27 protein-coding genes and 1 riboswitch are annotated in these 21913 nt (G+C 64.0%); of the genes, 16 read left to right on the top strand and 11 right to left on the bottom strand.

The window, feature by feature from the left end; translation table 11 throughout:
- The first annotated feature begins 100 nt into the window (after positions 1-100).
- Both AWB70_RS31505 and trxA read left to right on the top strand, forming a co-directional pair.
- Positions 101-1000 (top strand): pirin family protein, encoded by a 900-nt coding sequence (locus AWB70_RS31505; protein ID WP_053568708.1) that lies wholly within the window; start codon positions 101-103, stop codon positions 998-1000.
- Positions 1001-1078: 78 nt separating this feature from the next.
- Entirely contained in the window at positions 1079-1927 is an 849-nt protein-coding gene (trxA, locus tag AWB70_RS31500) for a thioredoxin (protein WP_014192199.1), read from the top strand.
- A 57-nt stretch (positions 1928-1984) separates the two neighbouring features.
- On the opposite strand, the gene AWB70_RS31495 is transcribed toward trxA, so the two are convergent.
- Positions 1985-2830, bottom strand: coding sequence for a tRNA threonylcarbamoyladenosine dehydratase (locus AWB70_RS31495; protein WP_053568709.1), 846 nt, complete (start codon positions 2828-2830; stop codon positions 1985-1987).
- 280 nt (positions 2831-3110) lie between these two features.
- Between AWB70_RS31495 and pdxH the strand changes: the two genes are divergently transcribed.
- The 3 genes from pdxH (at position 3111) to AWB70_RS31480 (ending at position 6140) form a co-directional block, all read left to right on the top strand.
- The gene (gene pdxH / locus AWB70_RS31490; protein WP_053568710.1) at positions 3111-3752 is read left to right on the top strand and encodes a pyridoxamine 5'-phosphate oxidase; all 642 of its coding nucleotides are present in this window, start codon (positions 3111-3113) and stop codon (positions 3750-3752) included.
- A 100-nt stretch (positions 3753-3852) separates the two neighbouring features.
- Positions 3853-5067, top strand: a complete 1215-nt coding sequence (locus AWB70_RS31485) for a class I SAM-dependent methyltransferase (protein ID WP_053568711.1) — start codon at positions 3853-3855, stop codon at positions 5065-5067.
- 11 nt (positions 5068-5078) lie between these two features.
- Positions 5079-6140 (top strand): DUF72 domain-containing protein, encoded by a 1062-nt coding sequence (locus tag AWB70_RS31480; protein ID WP_235024399.1) that lies wholly within the window; start codon positions 5079-5081, stop codon positions 6138-6140.
- Between the two features lie 7 nt (positions 6141-6147).
- On the opposite strand, the gene msrA is transcribed toward AWB70_RS31480, so the two are convergent.
- Positions 6148-6696 (bottom strand): peptide-methionine (S)-S-oxide reductase MsrA, encoded by a 549-nt coding sequence (msrA, locus tag AWB70_RS31475; RefSeq protein ID WP_053568712.1) that lies wholly within the window; start codon positions 6694-6696, stop codon positions 6148-6150.
- Positions 6697-6973: 277 nt separating this feature from the next.
- Here msrA and AWB70_RS31470 point away from each other — a divergent pair, with 277 nt between their 5' ends.
- Positions 6974-7486, top strand: coding sequence for a flavin reductase family protein (locus tag AWB70_RS31470; RefSeq protein WP_014192205.1), 513 nt, complete (start codon positions 6974-6976; stop codon positions 7484-7486).
- A 1-nt stretch (position 7487) separates the two neighbouring features.
- Here the strand turns inward: AWB70_RS31470 and AWB70_RS31465 are convergent, their stop codons facing one another.
- The gene (locus AWB70_RS31465) at positions 7488-7991 is read right to left on the bottom strand and encodes an Lrp/AsnC family transcriptional regulator (protein WP_014192206.1); all 504 of its coding nucleotides are present in this window, start codon (positions 7989-7991) and stop codon (positions 7488-7490) included.
- Positions 7992-8124: 133 nt separating this feature from the next.
- Between AWB70_RS31465 and kynB the strand changes: the two genes are divergently transcribed.
- The 3 genes from kynB to kynA are packed head-to-tail and all read left to right on the top strand — an operon-like array spanning position 8125 to position 10918.
- On the top strand, positions 8125-8751 hold the full coding sequence (gene kynB / locus AWB70_RS31460; protein WP_053568713.1) for an arylformamidase: 627 nt from the start codon (positions 8125-8127) through the stop codon (positions 8749-8751).
- A 26-nt stretch (positions 8752-8777) separates the two neighbouring features.
- Positions 8778-10028 (top strand): kynureninase, encoded by a 1251-nt coding sequence (gene kynU / locus AWB70_RS31455; protein WP_053568746.1) that lies wholly within the window; start codon positions 8778-8780, stop codon positions 10026-10028.
- 14 nt (positions 10029-10042) lie between these two features.
- The gene (gene kynA, locus AWB70_RS31450) at positions 10043-10918 is read left to right on the top strand and encodes a tryptophan 2,3-dioxygenase (RefSeq protein WP_053568747.1); all 876 of its coding nucleotides are present in this window, start codon (positions 10043-10045) and stop codon (positions 10916-10918) included.
- A 4-nt stretch (positions 10919-10922) separates the two neighbouring features.
- On the opposite strand, the gene AWB70_RS31445 is transcribed toward kynA, so the two are convergent.
- Positions 10923-11711 (bottom strand): IclR family transcriptional regulator, encoded by a 789-nt coding sequence (locus tag AWB70_RS31445; RefSeq protein WP_014192210.1) that lies wholly within the window; start codon positions 11709-11711, stop codon positions 10923-10925.
- A 105-nt stretch (positions 11712-11816) separates the two neighbouring features.
- Between AWB70_RS31445 and AWB70_RS31440 the strand changes: the two genes are divergently transcribed.
- The 4 genes from AWB70_RS31440 (at position 11817) to AWB70_RS31425 (ending at position 14650) form a co-directional block, all read left to right on the top strand.
- Positions 11817-13007 (top strand): acyl-CoA dehydrogenase, encoded by a 1191-nt coding sequence (locus tag AWB70_RS31440; protein ID WP_014192211.1) that lies wholly within the window; start codon positions 11817-11819, stop codon positions 13005-13007.
- Positions 13008-13270: 263 nt separating this feature from the next.
- Complete coding sequence (locus tag AWB70_RS31435; protein WP_014192212.1) at positions 13271-13573, top strand: ElaB/YgaM/YqjD family protein; 303 nt, start codon at positions 13271-13273, stop codon at positions 13571-13573.
- Positions 13574-13752: 179 nt separating this feature from the next.
- On the top strand, positions 13753-14133 hold the full coding sequence (locus AWB70_RS31430) for a phage holin family protein (RefSeq protein ID WP_014192213.1): 381 nt from the start codon (positions 13753-13755) through the stop codon (positions 14131-14133).
- A gap of 19 nt (positions 14134-14152) precedes the next feature.
- Positions 14153-14650, top strand: coding sequence for a DUF3318 domain-containing protein (locus tag AWB70_RS31425; protein WP_053568714.1), 498 nt, complete (start codon positions 14153-14155; stop codon positions 14648-14650).
- Positions 14651-14659: 9 nt separating this feature from the next.
- Here AWB70_RS31425 and AWB70_RS31420 read toward each other — a convergent pair whose 3' ends face one another.
- The 7 genes from AWB70_RS31420 to glyA all read right to left on the bottom strand — a co-directional run bounded on the left by AWB70_RS31420 (position 14660) and on the right by glyA (position 19253).
- Positions 14660-15124, bottom strand: coding sequence for a type IV pilin protein (locus tag AWB70_RS31420; RefSeq protein WP_053568715.1), 465 nt, complete (start codon positions 15122-15124; stop codon positions 14660-14662).
- 9 nt (positions 15125-15133) lie between these two features.
- Positions 15134-15619, bottom strand: a complete 486-nt coding sequence (locus tag AWB70_RS31415; protein ID WP_053568716.1) for a pilus assembly PilX family protein — start codon at positions 15617-15619, stop codon at positions 15134-15136.
- Positions 15616-16410 carry a PilW family protein gene (locus tag AWB70_RS31410; RefSeq protein ID WP_053568748.1) on the bottom strand — a complete coding sequence of 265 codons (795 nt, stop codon included), beginning with the start codon at positions 16408-16410 and terminating at the stop codon, positions 15616-15618. The genes AWB70_RS31415 and AWB70_RS31410 overlap by 4 nt, the downstream gene beginning before the upstream one ends.
- A complete protein-coding gene (locus tag AWB70_RS31405) occupies positions 16407-16802 on the bottom strand; it encodes a type IV pilus modification PilV family protein (protein ID WP_053568717.1) in 396 nt (131 codons plus the stop codon). Before AWB70_RS31405 ends, AWB70_RS31410 begins: the two co-directional genes overlap by 4 nt.
- Positions 16799-17347 (bottom strand): GspH/FimT family pseudopilin, encoded by a 549-nt coding sequence (locus tag AWB70_RS31400; protein WP_053568718.1) that lies wholly within the window; start codon positions 17345-17347, stop codon positions 16799-16801. Before AWB70_RS31400 ends, AWB70_RS31405 begins: the two co-directional genes overlap by 4 nt.
- A gap of 157 nt (positions 17348-17504) precedes the next feature.
- Positions 17505-17987: a transcriptional regulator NrdR gene (gene nrdR, locus AWB70_RS31395; RefSeq protein WP_014192220.1), complete on the bottom strand. Its 483-nt coding sequence runs from the start codon at positions 17985-17987 to the stop codon at positions 17505-17507.
- An 18-nt stretch (positions 17988-18005) separates the two neighbouring features.
- Complete coding sequence (glyA, locus tag AWB70_RS31390; RefSeq protein ID WP_014192221.1) at positions 18006-19253, bottom strand: serine hydroxymethyltransferase; 1248 nt, start codon at positions 19251-19253, stop codon at positions 18006-18008.
- Between the two features lie 166 nt (positions 19254-19419).
- Positions 19420-19518: riboswitch (ZMP/ZTP riboswitch) on the bottom strand.
- A gap of 206 nt (positions 19519-19724) precedes the next feature.
- Here glyA and ydfG point away from each other — a divergent pair.
- From ydfG to tolQ, 3 genes are all read left to right on the top strand, one after another.
- On the top strand, positions 19725-20471 hold the full coding sequence (ydfG, locus tag AWB70_RS31385) for a bifunctional NADP-dependent 3-hydroxy acid dehydrogenase/3-hydroxypropionate dehydrogenase YdfG (RefSeq protein WP_053568719.1): 747 nt from the start codon (positions 19725-19727) through the stop codon (positions 20469-20471).
- A gap of 127 nt (positions 20472-20598) precedes the next feature.
- Positions 20599-21060, top strand: a complete 462-nt coding sequence (gene ybgC / locus AWB70_RS31380; RefSeq protein WP_014192223.1) for a tol-pal system-associated acyl-CoA thioesterase — start codon at positions 20599-20601, stop codon at positions 21058-21060.
- A gap of 163 nt (positions 21061-21223) precedes the next feature.
- Entirely contained in the window at positions 21224-21901 is a 678-nt protein-coding gene (gene tolQ, locus AWB70_RS31375; RefSeq protein ID WP_014192224.1) for a protein TolQ, read from the top strand.
- The last annotated feature ends 12 nt before the right edge of the window (positions 21902-21913 follow it).

The raw sequence follows: 21913 nt of genomic DNA, 5'->3' as shown, positions 1-21913 counted from the left end.
AAGGCCTCGGTGACGGGTCTGCGCCGCGCGGCATCGGCCGGTAGAATCGACGGAATCCCGCGCGCCATTCCGGCGCCCGATCTTTCCTTCGGAACCCGCCATGCCCTCGACGATCCGCGCACTGCTCAAGCCTCACCAACACGACGTCGGCGGCCTCATGGTGCGGCGGGTGTTGCCCGCACTCGCGGCGCGCACCGTCGGACCCTTCATCTTTTTCGACCACATCGGTCCCGCAACGCTCATGCCCGGCAAGGGGCTCGACGTGCGTCCGCATCCGCATATCGGGCTCGCGACCGTCACCTATCTGTTCGACGGCGCGATCATGCATCGCGACAGCGTCGGCTCGGTGCAGAAGATCGTGCCCGGCGACGTCAACTGGATGACCGCGGGCCGTGGCATCGTCCATTCGGAACGCACGCCCGACGAGGAGCGCGCATCCGGCCAGAGCATGCACGGCATTCAGACGTGGGTCGCCATGCCGGCCGCGAGCGAGGATATCGAGTCGGCGTTCGAGCATCACGCCGCGGCCGCCTTGCCGCAGATCGAGCGCGACGGCGTGACGCTGCGCGTGATCGCGGGCACGGCGTTCGGCGCGAAAGCCCCCACGCGCACCTTCTCGCCGACGCTCTACGTCGCCGCGCAGTTCACGGCCGGCAGCGCGATATCGCTCGATAGCGAGCACGAGGAACGTGGCGTCTATCTCGTGAGCGGCGATCTCTCCATCGACGGTGAGCCGCTGCCCGAACAGCAGATGGCGGTACTCGCGCCGGGCGGGCACGCGAAGCTGCAAAGCGCGGGCGGCGCGGTCGCGATGCTGCTCGGCGGCGCGCCGCTCGACGGGCCGCGCTTCATCGAATGGAATTTCGTGTCGAGTTCGCGCGAGAAGATCGACGCCGCGAAGATCGCCTGGAGCGAACAGCGCATGGGCCACGTGCCCGGCGAAACCGAGTTCATCCCGCTGCCGCCGCAGCGCCGGGAGAATCGCGCGCCCGACGCGTGAGATGCGCGCCCGCGCTTGAGACTTACACGGATCGTCCCTATCTCAATGGGATAGACCGCAAGAATTAGGAGAAAACGCATGGATACGACCCTCGCCACCTTCGAGAACGACGTCATCAACGCGTCGATGCTCGCACCCGTTCTGGTCGATTTCTGGGCGCCCTGGTGCGGCCCCTGCAAGACGCTCGGTCCGATGCTGGAACGGCTCGAAGCCGAAGCCGCGGGCGCATGGAAGCTCGTGAAGGTGAACGTCGATGAAAACCAGGAGCTCGCCGCGCATTTCCAGGTGCGCAGCATTCCCCATGTGGTCGCGTTCGCGGATGGCAGGCCGGTCGATCAGTTCATCGGCGTGTTGCCCGAAGGCCAGTTGCGCGAGTTTCTCGACCGGCTCGTGCCCGCTGGCGCCGACGTCGAGCGCCGCACCGCGCAGACGGCGTGGGCGGCGGGCGACCGCAAGAAGGCCATCGACACGATCAAGGCCGCGCTCGCGCTCGATCCCGGCTGGGACGATGCGCGTCTGGACCTGATCGAATGGCTGATCGCGGAGCGGCGCATCGACGAAGCAAAGGAAGAGGACAAGCTGCTCTCGCCGAAGACGACGCAGGGCATCGACGCCCGCTACAACGCGCTGAAAACCGAACTCGACGCCGCCGATGCCGCAGCCGACCTGCCGCCCGCCGACGCGCTGATCGACGCCGTCAATGCGAAGCCGGACGATCTGGATGCGCGCTTCGCGCTCGCCAACCGCCTGATCGCGGGACGCGATTACGACGGCGCGCTGGAGCATCTGCTTGCCATCGTCGTGCGCGACCGCGCCTTCATGGACGACGTGGGCCGCAAGACGATGCTTTCCGTGTTCGACCTCGCCGCGAATCAGCCGGATCTCGTTTCGAAGTGGCGGCGCAGGCTGAGCGCGGCAATGAACTGATTTCGCGTTGCCTTTCAAATCAAAACGGTCAGCTTTCGAAAGCTGGCCGTTTTGCTTTCAGGCGGCGCGTTTCGCCAGTTCGCGCAGCACATGCGCGGCGGCCGCGAAACCGAAGCTTGCCGTCACGCACACGCTCGACCCGAAGCCCGCGCAATTGAGCCCGACCGGCCCGGTATGGCCCGCGCCCGTTTCGAGATGTTCCGCGCCCTCGCTGATATCGCACGCGGCCGCTTCGGGATAGATCAGCGGTTCGTCCGAATACACGGCGCTCACCTTGAAACGCGCCTTCGGCCCGCGCGGAAAGCCGTGCAGCTTGCGCAACTGGCCGCGCACTTTCGACAACAGCGGGTCCTGGATCGTGAGCGCCAGATCGTCGATGCGAATGCGCGTCGGGTCCAGTTGACCGCCCGCGCCGCCCACCGTGATGAGCGCCTGCTTGCGCGCCACGCACCACGCGATCAGCGCGGTTTTGGTGCGCACGCTGTCGATCGCATCGATCACGTAATCGAAGCCGCCGCCGAGCGTCGCGTCGAAGTTGCCGGGCTCGACGAAGTCTTCGATCTGCCGCACTTCGCAGGCCGGATCGATCAGCCGGATGCGCTCGGCCATCGCGGTGACTTTCGCTTTGCCGTAGTTGCCGTCGAGCGCGTGAATCTGCCGGTTGGTGTTGCTCTCCGCGACATTGTCGAGGTCGATCAGCGTCAGCTTGCCGATGGCGCTGCGCGCGAGCGCTTCGGCGACCCACGAGCCCACGCCGCCGATGCCGATCACCGCGACATGCGCCCTCTCGAACGCGGCGAGCGCGGGCGCGCCATACAGACGCGCGATGCCGCCGAAGCGGCGCTCGCGATCGGCGGCGACTTCGGCGGAAAGCGGTAGAGCGGTTTCGGATGAAGCGTTCATGTCGTGCGAGCGAAAAAACGGTGCGTTGAAAGCAAATTAAAAGCCAGAAAAAGGCGACGTCCGTTGTGCGGCGTCAATCAAGGCTTACAGGCGGCTGTCGGGCGTGGAAACTTACGTGCCCGATCATGCAAAATTCGAACGAATTGCGTATTCTGCCTTATCGAAACCATGAACGTGATAGCCGCGAACGTCGCACTCCCCGGCGCTTCGCGTTCAGGGTAATCAGGGCAAGATCGTTTCTCCTTGGCTATACTGACGCGACTGTAGCGCTTGCATAAAAATGACGACTCTCGCAGATCTTCGTAAGAACTATTCGCGCGGCGCGCTCGATGCCGCCGATGTCAATCCGGACCCGGTGCAGCAGTTTCATACCTGGTTCGCGCAGGCGCTCGATGCGAAGCTGCCCGAACCGAATGCCATGACGCTCGCCACCGTCGACGGAGAAGGGCGTCCGTCCGCGCGCATCGTGCTTATCAAGGGCGTCGACGAGCGCGGATTCGTTTTCTTCACCAATTACGAAAGCCGCAAGGGCCGCGAACTGGCCGCGAATTCCGCCGCGAGCCTGCTGTTCCACTGGATCGAACTCGAACGCCAGGTGCGTATCGAGGGCCGCGTCGAAAAGACCAGCGACGAGGAAAGCGACGCGTATTACGCCTCGCGCCCGCTCGGTTCGCGTATCGGCGCATGGGCGTCGGATCAGAGCCAGCCGCTCGACAGCCGCGAGACCCTGGAGGCGCGCGAGCGCGAGATGATCGCCAAGTATGGCGACGCGCCGCCGCGCCCGCCGCACTGGGGCGGTTATCGCGTCGTGCCGGACACCATCGAGTTCTGGCAGGGCCGCCCGTCGCGCCTGCACGACCGGATCGTCTATACGCGTGACGGCGCGGGCGCTCCGTGGCAAATCATAAGACTTGCGCCGTAACCTGAAGCGAGCGCGAGCACTGCAGTAACCGAGATCGCAACGGCAACGAACATGAAGGCGCGAGCCTTCCCTTGATTTTCTTTAGCGCGGAGAAACAAGCATGTTCTGGGAGAAGAAGCTGACGCAGTGGGTGCAGGAAGTGCGAGACCGGGCCGACCTGCCCGCGCGGCTCGTGCTGTGGGATGGCCAGCAGCACGATTTCGGCCAGTTCGCCGCGCCTCAGGTGACGCTGCACGTGAAGAGCGCGACCGCGCTGCCCTATCTGCTCGAACCGAGCCTCGACAATCTCGGCGAAGCGTATGTGAAGGGCAAGATCGATATCGAAGGCAAGCTCTCCGACATCATCAACATCAGCTATGGGCTCGCGAAAAGTACGGTGACGAGCGCAAGCAAGCTCGCCCGCGTGCGGCGTTACTTCAATCACTCGAAGTCGTCGGACAAGAAAGCCATTCAGTACCACTACGATGTGTCGAACGAGTTCTACAAGCTCTGGCTCGACAAGAACATGGTGTACTCCTGCGCGTATTTCGAGAACGGCGACGAAGATATCGACACCGCGCAGCTCAAGAAGATCGATCACATCCTCACGAAGATCCAGGTGCAGCCGGGGCAGCGTCTTCTCGATATCGGCTGCGGCTGGGGCGCGCTCGTCATCCGCGCGGCGCAGAAGTTCGGCGCGCAATGCGTGGGCGTCACGCTCTCGGAAAACCAGTTCAAGCTCGCGACCGAACGCGTGAAAGCGGCCGGACTCGAAGACAGGATCGAGATCCGGCTGCAGGACTATCGCGACATTCCGGGGCAGTTCGACCGCATCACGAGCGTCGGCATGTTCGAGCATGTCGGGCGCAAGAATCTGCCGGATTACTTCGCGAAGATCCGCGATCTGCTCGTCGATGACGGCATCGCGATGAATCACGGCATTACGTCTTCCGATGCCGACAGCGGCGAAACCTCGCTCGGCGGCGGCGAGTTCATCGACAAATACGTGTTCCCCGATGGCGAGTTGCCGCACATCGGCCTCGCGCTCGAAAGCATGCAGCGCGGCGGGCTGGAGGCGGTCGATGTCGAAAGCCTGCGGCGGCACTACGCGCATACGCTCAATGTCTGGGCCGAGCGGTTCGAAGCGCACGCGGACGAAGCGAGGAAGCTCGTCGACGATGAGCATTTCCGCATCTGGCGCGTGTATCTGGCGGGCTGCGCGTACGCGTTCGAAAACGACGACGTGTCGATCTATCAGGTGGTCTGCCGCAAGGCGGGACGGAGCGCCACGACGCTGCCGTGGTCGCGGCGGTATATCTACGAGAAGGCGCTCTGATTCTTCCGTCCATGCAGCCCGAGCCGGCCGAACAGAGCGATCTGTTCGGCGCGCCGGCGCCTTCCGAAGCTGCGAAGCCGATCCCGTCCGCCAAGCCGCCCAGGCCGCGCGGCGTCCTTCCCGCGTCTTTGCAGCCCGAACTCGAAACGCTCGCGAAGCGCCTGCCCGCCACGATCCATCTCGGCACCTCGACATGGTCGTTTCCCGGCTGGCGCGGCATTGTCTACAGCGACGAGTATTCGAACGCGAAGCTCTCGCGCGATGGTCTCACCGCTTACGGCGCGCATCCGCTGCTCAAGGGCGTATCGATCGACCGCTCGTTCTACGCGCCGCTCTCGCTCGCGCAATACGCGCGTTATGCGTCTCAGGTGCCCGAGCATTTTCGTTTCATCGTGAAAGCGCCGGCCTCCGTCACCGATGCCTTCGTGCGCGGCGAGCGCGGCACGCCGGACGCGGAAAACCCCGCGTTTCTGAACGCGCAGATCGCCATCGACGAATTCGTGACGCCGTGCGTCGCCGGCCTCGGCGCGAAAGCGGGCGCGCTCGTGTTCCAGTTCTCACCGCTGCCCGACGCGATGATCGTCGATCCGGCGCGCTTCATCGACCGGCTGTCGGCGTTCCTCAATGCGCTGCCGCCGCTCGAAGGCGAGACCTGCTACGCCGTCGAGATTCGCGATGCGGTGATGCTCACGCCGCGCTTTGTCCGCGCATTGCGCGAGGCGAACGTGCGTTATTGCATCGGCGTGCACGCGCGCATGCCGGACGTGCGCCGTCAGGCGAAGGCGCTGGCGCTGCTCGATGAAGAAAAGATGGGCCCGCTGATCGTGCGCTGGAGTCTGCACGGCGGCTTTCGCTATGAACAGGCGAAGGCGAAGTACGAGCCGTTCGACAAGCTCGTCGATGAAGACATCGATACCCGCGAGGCGCTCGCCGAACTGGCCGCGCGCTACGCGATCGCGGGCCAGCCGGTCGTGATCGCGGCAAACAACAAGGCGGAAGGCTCCGCGCCGCTCACATGCTTCGAACTCGCGCGCGGCATCGCGGAACATTGCGAGCGCGCGCGAGCCGTTTAGACACGCATCACGCCTTCAGCCGATGCGCGAACTTCTTGCGGAACTTCGCGACCTTCGGCCCGACGACCGCCGCGCAATAGCCCTGATTCGGATGCTGCGCGAAGTAGTTCTGGTGATACGCCTCGGCGGGATAGTAGTCGTCGTCGAGCGGCACGACTTGCGTGACGATCTTGCCGCCGTAGATATCCTCGCGCTGCAATTCGTCGATCACTTCGAGCGCCGTCTTGCGCTGCTCGTCCGAATGCGTGAATACGGCCGAACGATACTGCGTGCCGACATCGTTGCCTTGCCGGTTGAGTTGCGTCGGATCGTGCGTCGCGAAGAAGATTTCGAGCACTTCGCGGTAGCCGATGACGGACGGATCGAACACGACCTTCACCACTTCGGCGTGACCGGTGTCGCCGTTGCACACCTGCTCGTAGGACGGATTCACCACCTTGCCGCCCGCATAGCCCGATTCGACCGACTCCACGCCCTGCACCGCCAGAAACACGGCTTCGGTGCACCAGAAACATCCGCCGCCGAGCGTTGCGGTTTCACTCTTCCCTTGGGTCATGCGCCAACTCCTCATCAAGTGCTTGCGGACACGCCGCGGATCATGCATATGGATGCGCGCATCGATTTCTTCAACTTCCGTGACACGAACGCGATGAATTCGAGCTTACTGGGTTTGGCCCACTCGCGCCGAAGCCCTCCCGATTGCTGGCAAATGGCGGCTACCGGCAGCCGATTCCGATAGAATCGAAACAAATCTCCCGCTTTTACATGACTTCTGAAAAGGTCCTTCCGACTGTAGCGCGACGCGCGGCCGGCTCGGTAGCACACTCTGCCCAATGACACGCGCCAAAACCCCGAACTTCGATCCCACCGCGTTTCGCGCCGCGCTCGGCCAGTTTGCGACCGGCGTCACGGTGATCACGACGCGCACCGATTCCGGGCAGCTCATCGGCATCACCGCGAGTTCGTTCAACTCCGTGTCGCTGAATCCGCCGCTCGTGCTGTGGAGTCTCGCGACGAAATCGGCGTCGATGCCGGTTTTTCGTGCGAACAGTCATTACGTGGTGAACGTGCTGGCGTCGTCGCAACTGGATTTGTGCAAGCGTTTCGCGACCGTCAAGGGCGACCGCTTTGCGGGCGTCTCGCACGCCGCGGGCGACACCGGCATGCCCGTGCTTGACGGCGCGCTCGCGTGGTTCGAATGCCACAACCGCAGCCGCTACGATGAAGGCGACCACGTGATCTTCGTCGGTGAAGTGGAACGCTGCGGCTTGCGCGAAGACGCGAGCGACGTCGCGCCGCTCGTCTTCCAGGCGGGCGCGTTTCACACGCTCGGACCGCTCGACTAATTCACACCGCGTGGCCGCGTCCCGGCTGCTCGATCAGCGCGACGGGCACGCCGGCATCGTCTTTCATCGTCTGGAGCACGATGTTCGAGCGGATGTCGATCACGCCAGGCGCCTTGTACAGCTTCGAGAGAATGAAATCCGAATAGTGCTTGAGGTTGTGCGCGAGCACCCGCAGCACGTAATGCGTGTCGCCCGTGACGACGAACGCGCCGACGACTTCCGGCCATTCGCGCACGGCAGCGGCGAACTTCTCGTGCCAGTTTTCCTGGTCGTTGCGCATCGAAACGTGGACGAACGCCTCCAGTTCGATGCCGAGCCGCTCGCGGTCGAGGCACGCGCGATAGCTCGCGATCACCCCTTCCTCTTCGAGCAACCTCATCCGGCGCAAGCACGCCGAAGGCGAAAGCGAGATGCGCTCCGCCAGGTCCAGGTTACTGATCCGTCCATCTTCCTGCAGTACCGCCAGAATTCGGCAATCTGTTGCATCGAGCGTGAAGCCGGTCATTTTTGAGTCCCCTAGCCCGTTTCATCGAATTATGTTCTAAGCGCGACACTTTTGGGTGGTTATTTCGCAAGCACTTTTCGAGATGACACGACTATGATTTGACGCATCTCCACGCTTTCTGCTAGGGCGCGTCATGACGCTTCTGGACATTTCCCCACCGATCGATACCGCGACACCCGTCTGGCCCGGCGACACGGCGGTCGGCATCGAGCGCGTGTGGCGCATGGAGGCGGGCTCGCCCGTCAACGTCGCGCGGCTCACGCTCTCGCCACATACCGGCGCCCACGCCGACGCGCCGCTGCACTACGACGAGCACGGCGCGCCGATCGGCGAAGTCGCGCTCGATACGTACGTCGGCGCGTGCCGGGTCGTGCATTGCATCGGGGCGTCGCCGCTCGTGACGCCTGCGCACATCGCCGATTTTCTCGGCGACGTGCCTGCGCGCATCCTGCTGCGCACTTACACGAACGCGCCGCTCGACGCGTGGGACAGCGCTTTCACCGCGGTCGCGCCCGAAACCATCGACTTGCTGGCGGAAAAAGGCGTGAAGCTCATCGGCATCGATACGCCGTCGCTCGATCCGCAAGACTCGAAGACGATGGATGCGCACAAGCGCATCCGCGCGCACGGCATGGCGATTCTCGAAGGCCTCGTGCTCGATGCCGTCGCACCCGGCGATTACGAACTGATCGCGCTGCCGCTCAAATTCTCGACGCTCGATGCAAGCCCGGTTCGCGCCGTCCTGCGTCCGCTTCCCTGATGATCTCCAACTATATGGACTTTTCGATGAAACATCGTGACGAAGCCGCGGCACTCGACCGCGACGATGCGCTTTTCGCGCTGCGCGACCAGTTCGCGCTCGCCGATGGCGTGATCTATCTCGACGGCAATTCGCTCGGCGTGCCGCCCAAGGCCGCCGCCGCACGCGCCGCCGACGTCATCCGCGCCGAATGGGGCGAAGGCCTGATCCGAAGCTGGAACACGGCCGGCTGGTTTGCGCTGCCCAAGCGCCTCGGCAACAAGCTCGGATCGCTGATCGGCGCGGGTGAGGACGAAGTCGTCGTCACCGACACGATTTCCGCGAATCTCTTCAAGATTCTGTCGGCGGCGCTGAAGCTCGCCAACGAGCGCGATCCGAAGCGGCGCGTGATCGTTTCCGAACGTTCGAACTTTCCGACCGATCTGTACATCGCGCAGGGTTTGATCGAGCAACTGGATCGCGGCTATGAGCTGCGTCTGGTCGACGATCCGTCCGAGTTGCAGACCGCCATCGACGAAAACACCGCGATCGCGATGATTACGCACGTCAACTATCGCACCGGCTACATGCACGACATGGCCGCGCTCACGCAGACGATTCATCGCGCGGGCGCACTCGCCGTCTGGGATCTCGCGCATTCGGCGGGCGCGGTGCTGGTCGATCTGAACGGCGTCGGCGCGGATTACGCGGTCGGCTGCACGTACAAGTATCTGAACGGCGGTCCGGGCTCGCCCGCGTTCGTCTGGGTGCCGAAACGTCATCAGAACGCGTTCTCGCAGCCGCTTTCCGGCTGGTGGGGCCACAAAAAGCCGTTCGAGATGAATCCGGTGTATCGGCCGGACGACGGCATCGGGCGCTTTCTCTGCGGCACGCAGCCGATCGTGTCGATGTCGCTCGTCGAATGCGGCCTCGATGTGTTCCTGCAAACCGAGATGCAGGCGCTCAGAAAGAAGTCGCTCGCGCTGGGCGATCTGTTCATCAGGCTCGTCGAGGAACGCTGCGGCGAATTTCCGCTGTCACTCGCGACGCCGCGCGAGCACGGGAAACGCGGCTCGCAGGTCAGCTTCGAGCATCCGCACGGTTATGAAGTGATGCAGGCGCTGATCGCCCGCGGCGTGATCGGCGATTATCGCGAACCGCGCATTCTGCGCTTCGGCTTCACGCCGCTCTATACGCGTTTCGTCGATGTGTGGGACGCCGTCGAAACCCTGCGCGACGTGCTCGCGACCGAAAGCTGGCGTTCGCCGGAATTCGCCGAACGCGCCTCGGTGACCTGAAAGGAATGTCGACCATGAGCAATACGCAAGGCTGCCCTTTCGGCCACGGCACGCAAAACGCGACGCAAGAAAAGGACTGGCACGGCGCCAAGCTCGATTTCTCCGATTCGATGAGCTATGGCGATTATCTCGGTCTCGATGCAATTCTGAACGCGCAGCATCCGCTCTCGCCGGATCACAACGAGATGCTCTTCATCGTGCAGCATCAGACGAGCGAACTGTGGATGAAGCTCGCGCTCTACGAACTGCGCGCGGCGCTCGCGGCGGTGCATCGCGATGAATTGCCGCCCGCGTTCAAGATGCTCGCACGCGTGTCGCGCATCTTCGAGCAGCTCGTGCAGGCGTGGAACGTCCTCGCGACGATGACGCCTTCCGAATACACCGCGATGCGGCCGTATCTCGGGCAATCGTCGGGGTTTCAGTCGCATCAGTACCGGCAGATCGAATTCATGCTCGGCAACAAGAACGAGCAGATGCTAAAGCCGCATGCGCATCGGCCGGAGGTTCTCGCGCAAGTGACCGAGACACTCGCCGCGCCCTCGTTCTACGATGAAGTGATTCGCCTGCTCGCGCGGCGTGGTTTCGACATCGACCCGGCGCGCCTGAACCGCGACTGGACGCAGCCGACGACGCACGATGCTTCCGTCGAAGCGGCGTGGCTCGCGGTGTACCGCGATCCGTCGCAACACTGGGATCTGTACGAGATGGCCGAAGAGCTCGTCGATCTGGAAGACGCGTTCCGTCAATGGCGCTTCCGGCATGTGACTACGGTGGAGCGCATCATCGGCTTCAAGGGCGGCACGGGCGGCACGGCGGGCGCGTCGTACCTGCGCAAGATGCTCGATGTCGTGCTGTTTCCGGAGCTCTGGCACGTCCGGACCGTGCTCTGACGTTTTACGCGAGACGCGCGGCCAAGGCCTTCAGCTTCGGTCCGATGGTTTCGCGGAAAAACGCCTCGCCCATCGACGACGCCGGCCCGCTGCTCGACAGCACGAGCCAGCGTCCGTTGCGCAGGTCGCGAAACGGCGCGGCGATCGCGTTCACGTCGTCGTGCCAGTCGCGAAACGAGTAGCAGCAACCGTCTCTTTCGAAGTCTTCGATCGCGCGGCGGGCGGCTTCCACCTGCGCCGCGCCTTCGGTTTTGCCGAGTTCGTCGAAGAGCGCCTCGCGCGCCGCCGGATCCTGCACGGCGAGATAGGCGCGGCCCATCGAGCTCGTGAGCATCGACAGGCGCGAGCCGGGCGCAAGGCCGAGTGTCAGCGCCGTCTCGCTGCGGATGGTTTCGAGATAGATCATGTCGAGCCCGTCGCGGCAGCCGAGCGACACGGCCGCGCCGATCTCGCGCGCAAGCGAACGCATATGCGGACGCGCGAGCTCCAGCGTGTCCGCGCCCGCCAGCAGCGTGAAGCCGAGCGACAGCACGCCGGTGTCGAGCGCGTATTTCCCCGCCGGTTCGTCGAAGCGCAGATAGCCGAGCGTAGTCAGCGTGTAGGCGAGACGATTGACGGTAGCCTTGGCGAGGCCCGTGCGCTCGACGAAATCGCGATTGCCGAGCAGCGTTTCCCCCGGACGGAACGCGCGCAGCAAATCGAGCCCGCGCGCGAGCGCGACGACGAACTTGCGCTCGTCGATATCCTCCGACATCACATGGCGCGCGGAATTTCGATTGGAATCTGTCGACATCGAATGATAAACTCGGATTTGATTTGCAAAACATTGTTTCGCTTAGCGGAACTCATGTCAAGCGCCCACGGCACGCGGCGCTTCACGGAAATCAGGAGATAGCACATGGCCGACGCCGCCCGATTCAACTGGGAAGATCCGCTTTTGCTGGATCAGCAACTCACGGAAGACGAACGCATGGTGCGCGACGCCGCGCATGCCTACGCGCAAGACAAGCTGCAACCGCGCGTGATGCAGGCGTTTCGCGAGGAAAAGACCGATCCGGCGATCTTCCGCGAGATGGGCGAACTGGGCCTGCTCGGCCCCACGATCCCCGAGCAATATGGCGGTCCGGGCCTGAACTACGTGTGCTATGGGCTGATCGCGCGCGAGGTCGAGCGCGTGGACTCCGGCTATCGCTCGATGATGTCGGTGCAGTCGTCGCTGGTGATGGTGCCGATCAACACGTTCGGCAGCGCCGCGCAGAAGGAGAAGTACCTGCCGAAGCTCGCACGCGGCGAGTGGATCGGCTGCTTCGGCCTGACCGAGCCGAACGCCGGCTCCGATCCGGCCGGCATGACGACGCGCGCGAAGAAAGTGCAGAACGGCTTTTCGCTGTCCGGCACGAAGATGTGGATTTCGAACTCGCCGATCGCGGACGTTTTCGTCGTCTGGGCGAAGCTGGAAGAAGACGGTAAGGACGAGATTCGCGGCTTCATCCTCGAAAAAGGCTGGAAGGGACTTTCCGCGCCCGCGATTCACGGCAAGGTCGGCTTGCGCGCGTCGATCACCGGCGAAATCGTCATGGACGAGGTGTTCGTGCCCGAAGAGAACATCCTTCCCGACGTGCGCGGCCTCAAAGGTCCGTTCACCTGCCTCAACTCGGCGCGCTACGGCATTTCGTGGGGCGCGCTCGGGGCCGCCGAAGCGTGCTGGCATACGGCGCGGCAATACACGCTGGATCGCAAGCAATTCGGCCGGCCGCTCGCCGCCAATCAGTTGATCCAGAAAAAGCTCGCCGACATGCAAACGGAAATCACGCTCGGTCTGCAAGGCGTCCTGCGGCTCGGCCGTATGAAGGACGAAGGCACCGCGGCCGTCGAGATCACGTCGATCATGAAGCGCAATTCGTGCGGCAAGGCGCTCGATATCGCCCGGCTTGCGCGCGACATGCTCGGCGGCAACGGCATCTCCGACGAATTCGGCGTTGCGCGTCATCTGGTGAATCTCGAAGTCGTGAATACGTACGAAGGCACGCACGATATTCACGCGCTGATTCTCGGCCGCGCGCAAACCGGCATTCAGGCGTTTTTCTAAACAGGCTCCATTCAAACGGAAGGGCCGGCACGGTGTGCCGGCCCTTTGTCTTTGTAACTTTCGATACGGGTCTGAAACTTTTACGGGTCAGATCGCATCAATCCGATACGATGTCGACGTATTGACGAGGCATCGCACACGCGCGCGATACGTAAGAGACTGGAACGGAATCTGCGTCAGTTCGCGCTGCATGACCTAAGCTTCCTCGTCAGCGATCCCATCTTTGGTTACGATTCACGTAGCCTTACCGATTGGAGCCTTTAATGTCAGAAATCAATAAGGAGCGATTCATGTCGGATATCAAAACCGTTCTCGCTGACGCCGAAGACCTTCTGAAGCAAGCGGCCACCGCCACGGGCGAACGCGCTTCCGAATTGCGCGAATCGGCGCTCACGCGTCTGAAGCAGGCGAAGGAAAAGGCAGCGGACGCGCAGGTCGTCGTGATCGAGCGCGGCAAGAAAGCGGCACGCGCCACCGACGATTACGTGCACGAACATCCGTGGGCGTCCATCGGCATCGCGGCCGGGATCGGCATGGTCATCGGCCTGTTGATCAACCGCAAGTAATCGTCCGCCTCTCAATCGATGGCCCGCAGATTGCTAAGCTGAATGCTGTCGCGGTCCCCGTTGGACTGAACCGCGAGCGCCTGGCCCGGGCGCGCGGATCGACACTCGCACCGGCCGGCTGCCTCGCGCGCCGACCGGAATCATAAAAAGCGTCACCAACGCGCCCTCGCATTCAAGCCATGACGACAGAACGGCCATTGCAGCAATCGTCTCCCGGACCGTTGCGACGAATTCTGAGCTCCGCCTTCGCCATCTTCGAGACGCGCCTTGAACTCATCGGCATCGAGCTTCAGGAGGAGAAAGAGCGGCTCATCGGCGTGCTATTCCTCGGGCTCGCCGCCATGATGCTCGCCATGATGGCGCTCATCTCGCTCACCGTACTCATCGCGATTTTCTTCTGGGACACGTATCGCTGGCAGGCGCTCGGCGGCATCACGCTGCTCTATGCGCTGATCGCCATCGGCTGCGGACTGCGCGCGCGCAGCAACCTGCGCGACGCGCCGAACATGTTCGACGAGACGCTCGAAGAATTCCGCAAAGACCGCGATACCTTCCGTTAATCCCCGCGCGCACCCAGCCATGAGCCAACACGACGATACTTTCAGAACGCCCAGGCGCGACAAGACGCAGAGGCTTCGCACGCCGCACATGCGCGCGCTGCGCAAGGAACTGCTGATCGCGCGTGCGGATGTCGAGCGCATGGAACTGCGCCAGGCGACTTACGATCTGCGCGCGTCCGTCACGCATTTCAGCTTTCTGCGCTTTCTCATGCCGGGCGGCGGATCGCGCCGCTGGGGCAAGCGCCGCGCATCGCCGGGCGGCATCGGCGCGATATTCGGCTCGCTGCTCGGTTCCGGAAACATCGGTCTGCTGCTCAAGCAATATCCGATCATCGGCTCGGTCGCTTCGCTCGTGCTCACCAAGCCGGTGCGAACGAAGCTGCTGCGCAGCGCGAAGCCGGTGCTCAAGTGGGGCGGCCTCGCGCTCGCCGGATGGGAAGGCTGGCGCATCTATCAGCAAATGAAGTCGGCCGCGCCCGAAACCTCCAACGACGCCGTCGATCCGACGGTGTTCTGACGCGGAACTTCAACCCTTCCCCGCCCAGCAGGCCGCCGATTGCGCCGCATCGAGCGGCGTGGTGGAGCCTGCGGGATGATTCCAGCGCAGGCCGGTCGCGTCGATGACGAACGCGCCGCACGCGTCGCCTTCCATCGCGCCGGGCAGGACGGGCGTCGCGGCGATCGAATATCCGCCGTTCGTCGGCGATTCCGGCAGCATCGCGACGCGATACACCGCTGCGCCATTCGAAGGCGCCTGATCCAGACCGGCGCCCAGCGTGACGCCCTCCGCGCTTTCCGATGTCTGAGCGAGGCGCGCCGTTTCGACGAACTGAACCGCGCGCATCAGCGCAGACGCCGCATCGAGCCGATGTGCCTTCGCGACGTGCGTTCGATACGTCGGCATGGCGAATGTCGCGATGATGGCCGCGACGCCGAGCGCGATCATCAACTCCAGCAGGCTGAAGGCGCGTTGCTTGTTCCGCTCGTTCATGCCGATTCCTCAAAATGGTTTGGCGACGACGCGCCGCCAGTGTTGCGTGACGATCCCGTCGTTCACGTCGATGCGAAGCTGGAGCCACGCTTCGGTGTCCGCCGACGCGCCGAAGCCTCGCGCGGTGACGAGATACGACGCCCCCGCCCACGCTTCGATCAGGCATTGCGGCGGACGGCGCGCATAGGGCCACGCGGCGAATGGCGCGATCGCCGAAGCGGACGATCCTTCGAACGATGTCTTCATGCGCCAGCGCGACGGCTCGTCGTTCGCCGATTGCGTGGCCGCCGGCAACGCGAGCGAGAGCATCCGGGCACAGCGGATGAGTGCGCTGTCCGCCGCATGAAACGCCTGCACGCGTTCGCGCGCGGCGACCGTCGCGCGCGCCACCACGAGCGATGTCTGCAGCCATGCGCTCGCGGTGATCAGCATCGTCGCGGCGAGAATCAGCACGATCGGCAACGTGACGCCGCGGGAACGGGAACGCCGCTTCATTGCACGCCTCCGGACACCGCCGCCGGTGCATTGCGTATCGCGACGCGCCGCCAGAAAGTCTGTCGGGCGCGGCCATCGTCGGCATAGGCGGGCGCGCCGGTGCAATCGATGTACGTCGTTCTTCGCTTCGCCTGCTGCGCGAAGCCGCGCACGAGCACGCAAATGTCAGTGGCGTACGCATCGCGCCAACGATCGCGTGCGACTGCCGAAGCGTCCAGCGGCGACGCCGAACCCGTCACCCAGACCATCAACCGAATGCGTTCGATGCCTTCGACCACCGGTTGCGCCTGCTTCCCGCCGCCCTCGCAATAGAGCTCCGGCTCGCCGGTCGATGTGCTGGCCTTCGCATAGAAGCGATTCGTGACGATCGGATCGGATACCGCCTGGCCGATGCAATCCGTCGGCACGCTTGCGCTAGACGGCCACGTGGACACGGCGTCGGCGGCATATCGCAGTTGCACGCCGTCGGACCGGCTGCTGAGCGACTCGCACGTTGCGGCCGCTTCCGTGCCGACCACCCGGCCTTGCGCGCAGCCGAAAATCGGCGCTTCGACGCTCGCCGCCCTGTCGTGCCCGGACGCGAAACCCGCCATCTGGATCTGCTGGCCGAGCATGTCGAGCGCGATCGAACCGGCGTCGTGGATGCGCGCGGCATCGGCGGCACGTTCGAACGCCGCGCGTTGCGCGCGATAAAGCGAGAGCGACGCCGTCACGATCAACAGGCCGAGCGCGAGCGCGATCGTCATTTCCAGCAGCGTGTGACCGCGCGATGAGAAGGGCCGTGAAGTCATCGTGCGAACGCCACCGCGATGCATGAAGTGAGCGGCTTCGATTGCGGCTCGGGGCACGCATCGGACCGGTCTTCCGCGCGCCAGCTCACGATTGCTACGTGAATGCCATCGCTGCGATCGGCTATCCCGACGTCGCCCGCCGGAAGCATCGACGCCGCCCGCGCCTGCCATTGCGACACGAGCGCCGCGCGATCCGCATCGCCGCGCACGCCTTCCGCGACCGAGTCCGCAACTTGCGCCGCGCGTTCTCGCAGCAAGGCCGCCCGTTCGCCGCGGGCGAGCGCCCCTTGCAGGCCGACGACGCCGAGCGCGGTAACGGCCGTGAGCGAGAGCGCGATCATCACTTCTATCAGCGAATCGCCGCGTTGCGCGTACCTGCAAGTCCGCTTCATGCCGACGCTCCGCACGCGCCCTGCGACATGCGCGCCCGCCCGCCTGACGCGAGCCGGACGCAGCGGCGCGACGCCGGATTCGCGGCGGCATCGGCGCTGCGCGGCGCGAAATCGAAACTGCGGAATCCACCGATCACCTGGCCGGACGGCGGCGTGAACGAAAGCTCCGTCGATGTTCCCGCGATGGAGATCGACGTCATCGACGGCTGCATGCGCAGGAGCGTCGAAACGCCATCGCGATCGACGAACAGCGCCCAACCGCACGACCAGTCGGCGACGCCGTTCTCGCAGCTTTTCCCCGACGCGAGGCAATGACGCGACGCGTCGATCCGGCACAGCGTGACGCGCGCGCCCCGCCGCACGGCTTCGGCGCGGCCGAGCGAAAGCGTGGAGAACAGCGCGCGAGCGCGCGCATCGACCTGATCGCGGGTCTGACACACGAAAAACGACGGCGCGGCGAAGGTCGCGAGAATCGCCATGACGGCGAGCACCACGCAGAGTTCGACGAGCGTAAAACCCTGATTTGAAGCGCGGATCATCTGCATGCCTTATCGATTGAGTCGAGCCGAAAAACTCAATCTAGCGCGAAGGCATGCGCGCCGCCATTAGCCGAACGGACGAGTGTTCAGCGCGCCCGAGGCCCGGCACACTGCGCGAGCGAACGGATGGTTTCAGCCAGGGAGGGAAACGATGCGAAAAAAATCAGCGCTTGCGCGAACTCGATTTCTTCGGCGCGGCACGCCGGAATTCATCGATCACGTCTTCGAATTCGGAAACGTCTTCGAAGCGCTTGTAGACGGATGCGAAACGCACATAGGCGATGGTGTCGAGCTGCCGCAACTCGTTCATCACGAGTTCGCCGAGGCGTTCGCTCTGCACTTCGCGCTCGCCGCTGCCGAGCAACTGATACTCGATGCGGGACGCGGCGGCGTCGATGGCGTCGGCGGCGACCGGCCGCTTTCTCAGCGCGAGCTTCATGCTCGCGACGATCTTGCGGCGGTCGAATTCGGTGCGGCTGCCGTCCTTCTTGACGACGCTCGGCAGCGCCAGTTCGACGCGTTCATAGGTGGTGAAACGCTTGTCGCACGCGGGACAGCGCCGCCGCCGCCGAATGGCCGCGCCATCCTCCGACACGCGAGAATCCACGACCTGGGTATCTTCGTGTCGGCAGAATGGGCAGCGCATCGGCGTTCGGCTCGCGAATTAACGATAGACCGGGAAGCGCTTGGTCAGATCGGCCACTTGCGCGCGCACGCGTTCGAGGTTCGCCTGGTCTTCAGGATTGTCGAGCACGTCGGCGATCAGATTGCCGACGATCTCCGCTTCCTTCGTGCCGAAGCCGCGCGTGGTCATCGCGGGCGAGCCGAGACGCACGCCGCTCGTGACGAACGGCTTTTCCGGATCATTCGGAATCGCGTTCTTGTTGACCGTGATGTGCGCGGCGCCGAGCGCGGCTTCCGCAGCCTTGCCGGTGATTTTCTTCGCGCGCAGGTCGACGAGCATCACATGGCTTTCCGTGCGGCCCGACACGATGCGCAAGCCGCGCTTCACCAGTGTTTCGGCGAGCACGCGCGCGTTGTCAATCACGCCCTGCTGATACGTCTTGAACTCGGGCGACAGCGCTTCCTTGAACGCGACGGCCTTCGCGGCGATCACGTGCATGAGCGGGCCGCCCTGAATGCCCGGGAAGATGGCCGAGTTGATCTGCTTCTCGAACTCCGCCTTCATAAGAATGACGCCGCCGCGCGGACCGCGCAGGCTCTTGTGCGTCGTCGTGGTGACGAAGTCGGCGTGCGGGACCGGGTTCGGATAGACGCCCGCCGCGATCAGACCGGCATAGTGCGCCATGTCCACCATGAAATACGCGCCGACGCTCTTCGCGATCTTCGACAGGCGCTCGAAGTCGATCTTCAGCGCAAACGCCGACGCGCCCGCGACGATCAGCTTCGGCTTGTGTTCCTTGGCGAGCGCTTCGGTCTTGTCGTAGTCGATGTCTTCGGCGTCGTTCAGGCCGTAGCTCACGACGTTGAACCACTTGCCCGACATATTCACCGGCGAGCCGTGCGTCAGGTGGCCGCCTTCGGCGAGGCTCATGCCCATGATCGTGTCGCCCGGCTTGAGCACGGCGAAGAACACGCCCTGGTTGGCCTGCGAGCCGGAGTTCGGCTGGACGTTCGCGGCTTCGGCGCCGAAAAGCTGCTTCACGCGGTCGATGGCGAGCTGCTCGACGATATCGACGTACTCGCAACCGCCGTAGTAGCGCTTGCCGGGATAGCCTTCGGCGTACTTGTTCGTGAGTTGGGAACCTTGCGCCGCCATCACGGCCGGCGAGGTGTAGTTTTCCGACGCGATCAGCTCGATGTGATCTTCCTGGCGGCGGTTTTCCTGCTCGATCGCCTTGAGCAATTCGGGATCGACATTGGCGAGGGTGCTTTCGGCTCTGTCAAACATACGTTTTCCGTGAGATCAAAACAGGTTGACCGGATCGCGCGTGCGCCGCGTTCGAAGCAGACGCAAAAAACGCTGGAAACCGAAGGAGTCCAGGCGCGACGGATGAAGGATGAATCCGGTTTCGCAGAACGGACAGCCACCGGCAACGCAGCAACGGCGTGCGGATCTCAGCTGCCCAGGCGAACGGCAAAACGACGCTCCGCGCTTCCTGGTGGGTCGCTCCACCTTGAATCCGAAGATTCTATCGCCAGTCACGCGGGGTTTGAGCGTTGTAGTTTAATGGGCTGCCATGCTTTAGGCAACCGGCTTTCCGGGCCGCGCGCAGCCGCTGCGCGCACGCTCGAAGCACGATCGTTCGCACCCGCGATTGCTTGCCGCGCCGCATCAATGGAAGTACCCTTTGCGCCGTTGCCGGATGCGCGCCTGTGCGCGTTTCGGCCTTGCTCATCGCATCTCATTCGGAGTCCGCTCATGATCGTTTTCGTCACCGGCGCGTCTGCCGGATTCGGCGCCGCCATCGCCCGCACCTTCGTGAAAGGCGGGCACCGCGTGATCGCGGCCGCGCGCCGCAAGGAGCGCCTTGTCGCGCTGTCGAACGAACTCGGCGACGCGCTTCTGCCCGTCGAGCTCGACGTGCGCGACGAGAACGCCGTCAAAAACGCAATCGCCTCGCTGCCCGCCGCGTTCGCGCAAATCGACGTGCTCGTGAACAACGCCGGCCTCGCGCTCGGCCTCGAACCCGCCCAGCGCGCGAACCTGAAAGACTGGAAAGACATGATCGACACCAACTGCACGGGCCTCGTGAACGTCACGCATGCGGTCCTGCCGGGCATGGTCGAGCGCAATCGCGGGCACGTGTTCAACCTCGGCTCGGTAGCGGGCACGTACCCGTACGCCGGCGGCAACGTGTACGGCGCGACCAAGGCCTTCGTGCGGCAGTTCAGCCTGAACCTTCGCGCGGACGTCGCCGGCACGGCGCTGCGCGTGACCGACATCGAGCCGGGCCTCGTGGGCGGCACCGAGTTCTCCAACGTGCGCTTCAAGGGCGACGACGCGAAAGCCGGGACCGTCTACGAGAACGTGCAGGCGCTCACGCCCGACGACATCGCCGACGCGATCTACTGGATCGCCACGCGCCCGGCCCACGTGAACATCAACGCGATCGAGATGATGCCGGTCGCGCAGACGTTCGCACCGTTGCAAATTCACCGCGGATGATTTCGCAATCTGCCTAAGGATTTGGCAGTGGTGCTGCCGGTTCCGGTAAAATGCCGCCGATGAATATTTGTCAAAATGCGAGCAGGAACGCGCTTCTGCGGTTCCGCGCGAGCGGAGCGGCGCAAAGGTGAGTGATCCGTTGATTTTCGAGTGGCCGATTCGGGTGTACTACGAGGACACCGACGCCGGCGGCATCGTCTTCTACGCGAACTACCTGAAGTTCTTCGAGCGGGCGCGCACCGAATGGCTGCGCGCGTGCGGCATCGACCAGCAGCGTCTCGCGGATGCGAACGGCATCGTGTTCGTCGTGCGGCGCACGTCGGTCGACTACACTTCGCCGGCGCGTCTGGATGACGTCATTCGTGTCGCGAGCCGTATCGAGCGGCTGGGGCGCGCATCGGTGGATTTTCATCAGGAAGCGTGGCGCGACGGCGTGCTCCTCGCGAGCGGCGACATTCGCGTCGCCTCCGTGGATCGCGCGTCGATGCGCCCTGCCCCCATTCCCGACGCGGTGCTCGACGGACTGAAACGCGGCCCGCATGCCGCGCTCGCCACGGCGTCGAGCGGCGCAAACCAGGACCGGACCTGACCGATGAACGCATCGCATCCCGAAACGAACACGCGTCGGGAACAGAGGAAGCATTAACGAGCATGAGCCGGTCATGGCGCGGCTTTCGTTTATTTCACAGCCGTTTCACGAAAGCCTGTCTCTTTGGCCGGACGCCCCTTTCGGGACGTAACAGCGGACCTTTATGAACAATACACAAGACCTGTCGATCGTTTCTCTCGTCGTTCACGCGAGCTTGCTCGCACAGGCGGTGATGGCGCTGCTGCTGCTGCTGTCGCTCCTGTCCTGGACCGTCATCTTCCGCAAGTGGTTCGCGATTCGTCGCGCGCGCGCGCAAACCGAGCGTTTCGAGCGCGATTTCTGGTCGGGCGGCGATTTGCAGGCGCTTTACCAGAGCGCGGCGAACAATCGCCACACCATCGGCGCGCTGGAGCGTATCTTCGAATCCGGCATGCGCGAATTTCTGAAGGGCAAGGAGCGCCGCATCACCGATCCGGGCGCGATCCTCGACGGCTCGCGCCGTGCGATGCGAGCCGCGTTCCAGCGCGAGATGGACGTGCTCGAAGCGAACCTCGCTTTCCTCGCGTCGGTCGGCTCGGTGAGTCCGTATATCGGTCTTTTCGGCACGGTGTGGGGCATCATGAATTCGTTCCGCGGCTTGGCCAACGTGCAGCAGGCGACGCTCGCGAACGTGGCGCCGGGCATTGCCGAGGCGCTCGTCGCGACCGCCATCGGCCTGTTCGCCGCGATTCCGGCCGTGGTCGCCTATAACCGTTACGCGCACGACATCGATCGCCTGGCGATCCGCTTCGAGACCTTCATCGAAGAGTTCTTGAACATCCTGCAGCGTCAGGCGCATTAAGAAGGAGTTCGC

This window comes from Caballeronia cordobensis (assembly GCF_001544575.2).
GTDB classification, from domain to species: Bacteria; Pseudomonadota; Gammaproteobacteria; order Burkholderiales; family Burkholderiaceae; genus Caballeronia; species Caballeronia cordobensis.
The sequence above is the reverse complement of the archived record's forward strand: the minus strand, read 5'-3'. Positions and strand labels throughout refer to the sequence as shown.

Excerpts from the sequence above, each read along its gene's own strand:
- AWB70_RS31425 (WP_053568714.1), top strand. The coding sequence starts at position 14,153 with ATGAGCCAACACGACGATACTTTCAGAACGCCCAGGCGCGACAAGACG.
- kynA (WP_053568747.1), top strand. The coding sequence starts at position 10,043 with ATGAGCAATACGCAAGGCTGCCCTTTCGGCCACGGCACGCAAAACGCG.
- AWB70_RS31400 (WP_053568718.1), bottom strand. The coding sequence starts at position 17,347 with ATGCAGATGATCCGCGCTTCAAATCAGGGTTTTACGCTCGTCGAACTC.
- trxA (WP_014192199.1), top strand. The coding sequence starts at position 1,079 with ATGGATACGACCCTCGCCACCTTCGAGAACGACGTCATCAACGCGTCG.
- ydfG (WP_053568719.1), top strand. The coding sequence starts at position 19,725 with ATGATCGTTTTCGTCACCGGCGCGTCTGCCGGATTCGGCGCCGCCATC.
- pdxH (WP_053568710.1), top strand. The coding sequence starts at position 3,111 with ATGACGACTCTCGCAGATCTTCGTAAGAACTATTCGCGCGGCGCGCTC.
- nrdR (WP_014192220.1), bottom strand. The coding sequence starts at position 17,987 with ATGCGCTGCCCATTCTGCCGACACGAAGATACCCAGGTCGTGGATTCT.
- AWB70_RS31430 (WP_014192213.1), top strand. The coding sequence starts at position 13,753 with ATGACGACAGAACGGCCATTGCAGCAATCGTCTCCCGGACCGTTGCGA.
- kynB (WP_053568713.1), top strand. The coding sequence starts at position 8,125 with ATGACGCTTCTGGACATTTCCCCACCGATCGATACCGCGACACCCGTC.
- AWB70_RS31405 (WP_053568717.1), bottom strand. The coding sequence starts at position 16,802 with ATGAAGCGGACTTGCAGGTACGCGCAACGCGGCGATTCGCTGATAGAA.
- AWB70_RS31505 (WP_053568708.1), top strand. The coding sequence starts at position 101 with ATGCCCTCGACGATCCGCGCACTGCTCAAGCCTCACCAACACGACGTC.
- AWB70_RS31485 (WP_053568711.1), top strand. The coding sequence starts at position 3,853 with ATGTTCTGGGAGAAGAAGCTGACGCAGTGGGTGCAGGAAGTGCGAGAC.
- AWB70_RS31470 (WP_014192205.1), top strand. The coding sequence starts at position 6,974 with ATGACACGCGCCAAAACCCCGAACTTCGATCCCACCGCGTTTCGCGCC.
- AWB70_RS31415 (WP_053568716.1), bottom strand. The coding sequence starts at position 15,619 with ATGAAGCGGCGTTCCCGTTCCCGCGGCGTCACGTTGCCGATCGTGCTG.
- AWB70_RS31410 (WP_053568748.1), bottom strand. The coding sequence starts at position 16,410 with ATGACTTCACGGCCCTTCTCATCGCGCGGTCACACGCTGCTGGAAATG.
- AWB70_RS31480 (WP_235024399.1), top strand. The coding sequence starts at position 5,079 with ATGCAGCCCGAGCCGGCCGAACAGAGCGATCTGTTCGGCGCGCCGGCG.
- kynU (WP_053568746.1), top strand. The coding sequence starts at position 8,778 with ATGAAACATCGTGACGAAGCCGCGGCACTCGACCGCGACGATGCGCTT.
- tolQ (WP_014192224.1), top strand. The coding sequence starts at position 21,224 with ATGAACAATACACAAGACCTGTCGATCGTTTCTCTCGTCGTTCACGCG.
- AWB70_RS31435 (WP_014192212.1), top strand. The coding sequence starts at position 13,271 with ATGTCAGAAATCAATAAGGAGCGATTCATGTCGGATATCAAAACCGTT.
- AWB70_RS31445 (WP_014192210.1), bottom strand. The coding sequence starts at position 11,711 with ATGTCGACAGATTCCAATCGAAATTCCGCGCGCCATGTGATGTCGGAG.
- AWB70_RS31465 (WP_014192206.1), bottom strand. The coding sequence starts at position 7,991 with ATGACCGGCTTCACGCTCGATGCAACAGATTGCCGAATTCTGGCGGTA.
- AWB70_RS31495 (WP_053568709.1), bottom strand. The coding sequence starts at position 2,830 with ATGAACGCTTCATCCGAAACCGCTCTACCGCTTTCCGCCGAAGTCGCC.
- glyA (WP_014192221.1), bottom strand. The coding sequence starts at position 19,253 with ATGTTTGACAGAGCCGAAAGCACCCTCGCCAATGTCGATCCCGAATTG.
- AWB70_RS31440 (WP_014192211.1), top strand. The coding sequence starts at position 11,817 with ATGGCCGACGCCGCCCGATTCAACTGGGAAGATCCGCTTTTGCTGGAT.
- msrA (WP_053568712.1), bottom strand. The coding sequence starts at position 6,696 with ATGACCCAAGGGAAGAGTGAAACCGCAACGCTCGGCGGCGGATGTTTC.
- AWB70_RS31420 (WP_053568715.1), bottom strand. The coding sequence starts at position 15,124 with ATGAACGAGCGGAACAAGCAACGCGCCTTCAGCCTGCTGGAGTTGATG.